General features: G+C 64.8%; 5 protein-coding genes. 2 read left to right on the forward strand and 3 right to left on the reverse strand.

Annotated features, from left to right (window positions below):
* A partial coding sequence (locus GY769_21540; protein MCP4204502.1) for a hypothetical protein occupies nucleotides 1–302 on the forward strand: 302 nt, incomplete at its 5' end.
* Here the strand turns inward: GY769_21540 and GY769_21545 are convergent.
* Nucleotides 262–1905: a TrkA family potassium uptake protein gene (locus tag GY769_21545; protein ID MCP4204503.1), complete on the reverse strand. Its 1644-nt coding sequence runs from the start codon at nucleotides 1903–1905 to the stop codon at nucleotides 262–264. The genes GY769_21540 and GY769_21545 overlap by 41 nt on opposite strands.
* Nucleotides 1906–2053: 148 nt before the next feature.
* On the opposite strand from GY769_21545, the gene GY769_21550 reads away from it, so the two are divergent.
* On the forward strand, nucleotides 2054–2434 hold the full coding sequence (locus tag GY769_21550; protein ID MCP4204504.1) for an RNA-binding S4 domain-containing protein: 381 nt from the start codon (nucleotides 2054–2056) through the stop codon (nucleotides 2432–2434).
* A 5-nt stretch (nucleotides 2435–2439) separates the two neighbouring features.
* On the opposite strand, the gene GY769_21555 is transcribed toward GY769_21550, so the two are convergent.
* Both GY769_21555 and GY769_21560 read right to left on the reverse strand, forming a co-directional pair.
* The gene (locus GY769_21555; GenBank protein MCP4204505.1) at nucleotides 2440–3300 is read right to left on the reverse strand and encodes a peptidylprolyl isomerase; all 861 of its coding nucleotides are present in this window, start codon (nucleotides 3298–3300) and stop codon (nucleotides 2440–2442) included.
* A partial coding sequence (locus GY769_21560; protein MCP4204506.1) for a DNA polymerase IV occupies nucleotides 3297–3698 on the reverse strand: 402 nt, incomplete at its 5' end. The genes GY769_21555 and GY769_21560, both read right to left, overlap by 4 nt.

Here is a 3698-nt window from a genome sequence, read left to right on the forward strand (position 1 = left end):
ACATGAAGACCGCTTACGAGATCGCGCTCGAGCGCCTCGAGCAACAGGGAATAGCAAAGCCCAGCCACGAGGCCCTGACCGACGAAGCGCGCGCCCAGGTCGCCGAGATACGCGGCAAGGCGCGCGCGGAACTGGCGAATCTGGAGATCCTCCATCGCGATCGACTGGCCAAGCTGCCGAACCCAGAGGCCCGCGATCAGGAGGAGCAAAACTACCTGAGCGAGCGAGCGCGTATTGAAGAGCGCCGCGATCGTGACATCGCTAGGCTTCGCGACTCCTGGGCTGCGGAAAGGTCTCGATGAACGACTGCGTGGCCTCGACGCTGCCGCAAACGTAGACGCCGTCGCCCTCCAGGAAACGAAAATCGGATCCGAACTCGAGGATCAGCCGTTCGGAGCGCTCGACGGCAACGACCGAAACACCGGTGCGTTCGCGAATACCGAGCTCGGACGGATGCTTGCCCTCCAAGTCGTACGACGAGACCTTGAGAACCTTGACTCTTGGATCCAGCGAGATGCTCTCGCGACCCAGAAGCCGGCCGGCCAGAATCTGGCCCGAAACCTGGCTGATAGACAGTGCGAAGTCCGCACCCGCTCGATGAATTCTCTGGACATTCTGTGCTTGATTCACCCGAGCGATCACCGGCACCTCGGGCGCGAAGTCTTTGAGGATCACGGTCGCAAACAGCGTCGCCGCATCGCTGTCGACCGCCAGAATGACTGCCTGCGCTTCGCGCAGGCCCGCCAACTCGAGCACTCGATAGTCGAGAATGTCGCCGACGCGGTCCACCCCCTCGCCATCCTTGCGGTCGATCACCTCGACTCGCTCGCCGACGTCGAGCAGCAGCTCCGCGACCTTACGACCGACCTCGCCGAAGCCGGCAAGCACGAAAGGTCCGGCACGACGCAACCTGGTCGTGCCAGCGCAGACCTCCCCCAGGCGGTGAACAGCCTCGTCGCTCCCGGCGACGATCAGAATGCCGGCCCGCTCGAGCCTCATATCCGCCGTGGGCGGGGCCTGAAGACGCCCCTCCACCCACTGCCCGATGACCGTGACTCCGGTTCGATGGCCGAGATCGGATTCGCGCAGCGTCTTACCGACCAGCTCACTCTGAGCGCCGATCCGAACCTCGCTCACCACTAGCTTGCCCACCACCTGAGCGCCTTCGACCCGCGGACTGATCCGCTCGCTGGCTCGGGCCGCCAGGGCCGCTCCCAGAATATGCCGTGGCGTGAAGACGGCCGTGGCTCCGGCCAGGCTCATCGGCTTGCGATGGTACGGCTCCTCGACGATCGCCAGGACATCGCCCTCGAAGCCGGCCTCACGAGCGGCGAGGATCACGGCCGCGTTCTCGTCGTCCCTGCCATTGACCACTAGTGCCCTCGCGGACAGAAGATTGCTCCGGTCGAGAGCGCCATCGTCGAGAGCGCCTTGAACGACCTGGTGGCCACGCTCCAAGAGGCGCCGAGCCTGCCGCTCCTCGGCTTCGATCACCACCGTCTCGATGTCGGACCGCTTCATCTCGTCGAGGAGCGCAGCCACGGGCGCTCCGTACTGATAGACCACCACGTGATCGCTGGCGTTGGGCGTGCTTTTGGGCAGCCGCGACTCGAAGCGCTCCTCCAAGAACGGAATCAGATAGATCGGGAAGATGAGAAACACCAGAAACACGCCGACGAACTGCACGACGACGACAAAGATCACCATCAGGGGGTGGCTCCAGTGGGAATCGCCACCGTAGCCGGTCGTCGATAGGGTTTCCGCGGCCCAGCCGAGAGACTCCCAGAATCCGCGCGGCTCGCTTTCGAGGGCGTCCATGGCGAGCATGTAGACGAGTGCCACAATCACGATCACGATGGGCAGAGCGACCAGCAGCAGCGCAAAGCGTTGTTTTGACGAAAGCACGGGACAATTCTAGCCTGGCACATCGAGATCGCAGCCGGCCGGCGCGTCTGCCCTCTGCTGCTAGCCTGGATGATTCACGACAACTCGAGCCGAATGCTGCCAGCCGGAAACCAAGCGGTTCATGAATAACGAAAACCAAGGCTCTCAGATGTCGGTCAGGCTAGACAAGTGGCTCCAGGTGGCCCGGGTCTTCAAGACCCGAAGCCAGTCGACCAAGGCCTGCAATGCTGGGCGCGTCAAGGTCAACGACAACCCGGCCAAAGCCCATCGCGGCCTCGTCGTCGGTGACCGGGTCCAGATCTCGTTTCGCGGTCACGCTCGCGTGCTCGAAGTGCGCGAGCTCCGCGACCGGCCTCTACCCAAGGCCGAGGCCGCTCGAGTGTTCGAAGACCTCACACCTCCCGAGCTTGCTCCCGCACCACGCCGTTCCCGCGCAGGCCGGGCGCTCGAGACAGCCCCTCGTGAACCCGGACTGGGCCGCCCGACCAAGCGCGACCGGCGCAGGATCGATCGCTTGAAGCAGCGTTGAGCCGACTATTTGAAGTCGAGCAGCGTGACGTCGAAGACCAGCATGCCCGCGGGCGCGCCCGCCTGCCCCTTGTAGGCCAGTTTCTCGGGGACCCAGAAACGGCGGGTCTCTCCGTGGACCATGGGCTGGACGCCTTCGGTCCAGCCGGCGATGACCGCATCGAGACGAAATGCCGCCGGCTTGCCGCGCATGACGGAGCTGTCGAACATCTTGCCGTCGGTAGTCCAGCCCGAGTAGTGGACCGTCACCTCACTCTTCTTCGTCGGGTGCTCGGTACCGGTGCCGGCCTCCAAGACCTTACTGGCCAGACGGGACTTCGTGAGAATGGCGTCCATTGGCGGCCCGGCCACGTCCTCGGGCGCCGCCGGTGGTGGCGGCGGCTCCTCGATACCGAGAAGCTCGACGTCGAAAACCAACATTCCGGCCGGTCGGCCCTCCCGTCCGCCATAGGCAAGCCGCTCCGGAATCCACATCCGCCGCTTTTCGCCCACGACCATCAGTTGCAGCCCTTCGGTCCAGCCCGCTATGACTCGGTCCAAAGGTAGCGTTGCCGGTGCGCCGCGCTCGACCGAGCTGTCGAACATCTTGCCGTCCGTGGTCCAGCCCGTGTAGTGGACCGTGACCATCGCGACACTGCTCGGATGAGTGGTCCCGGTCCCTGGCACGAGAACTCGGGTCGCCAACCCGGAAGCCGTCCGCTCGGCACCCTCGGGCGGAGCAGCGACGTCTTCGGGCGCCGGAATCGCAGCTGTCAGAACAGCAGATATCAGCAAGCAAGCGAGAATGAACAGGAGGCCCAGGCGAAAATTGGAGATCTTCATGGCGCGTACCTTACCAGGGCCATCGCCCCAAACCGCCCGCTTCATCCCCCGGCAAAGAGCCTGAGTTGCTCGATCGGAGCCGTGCTCAGATTCGAGCAGCCGACACCGAGAAGCCGCACCGGTCGCCGGCCGGCCTCGGTTCGACCGAGCAGAGCCTGCGCCGTGGCCCGCAGGACCTCGGCCTCGGAGGTGGGCACGGAGAGCGTCAGCGACCGCGTCACGGTCTGGAAGTCAGAGTAGCGGACCTTGACCGTTATCGTACCCGCCGAAAGCTCGCGCTTTCCCAACGAAGCCGCCACCCCCTCAGCCAGGCGATCGACTTCTTTGCTCACGAACGCTACGGCGCCCACCGCGAGCGACACTCTATCCCTCCACGTCGCGCTCCCGAGCTCGCCCAGGAGGCGCACCGGTCGCTCGTCGATACCGCGGCAGTAGCGGAAGAG

This window comes from bacterium (genome assembly GCA_024224155.1).
GTDB lineage: Bacteria > Acidobacteriota > Thermoanaerobaculia > Multivoradales > JAHEKO01 > CALZIK01.

Excerpts from the sequence above, each read along its gene's own strand:
- GY769_21555 (MCP4204505.1), bottom strand. The coding sequence starts at position 3,300 with ATGAAGCGGGCGGTTTGGGGCGATGGCCCTGGTAAGGTACGCGCCATG.
- GY769_21550 (MCP4204504.1), top strand. The coding sequence starts at position 2,054 with ATGTCGGTCAGGCTAGACAAGTGGCTCCAGGTGGCCCGGGTCTTCAAG.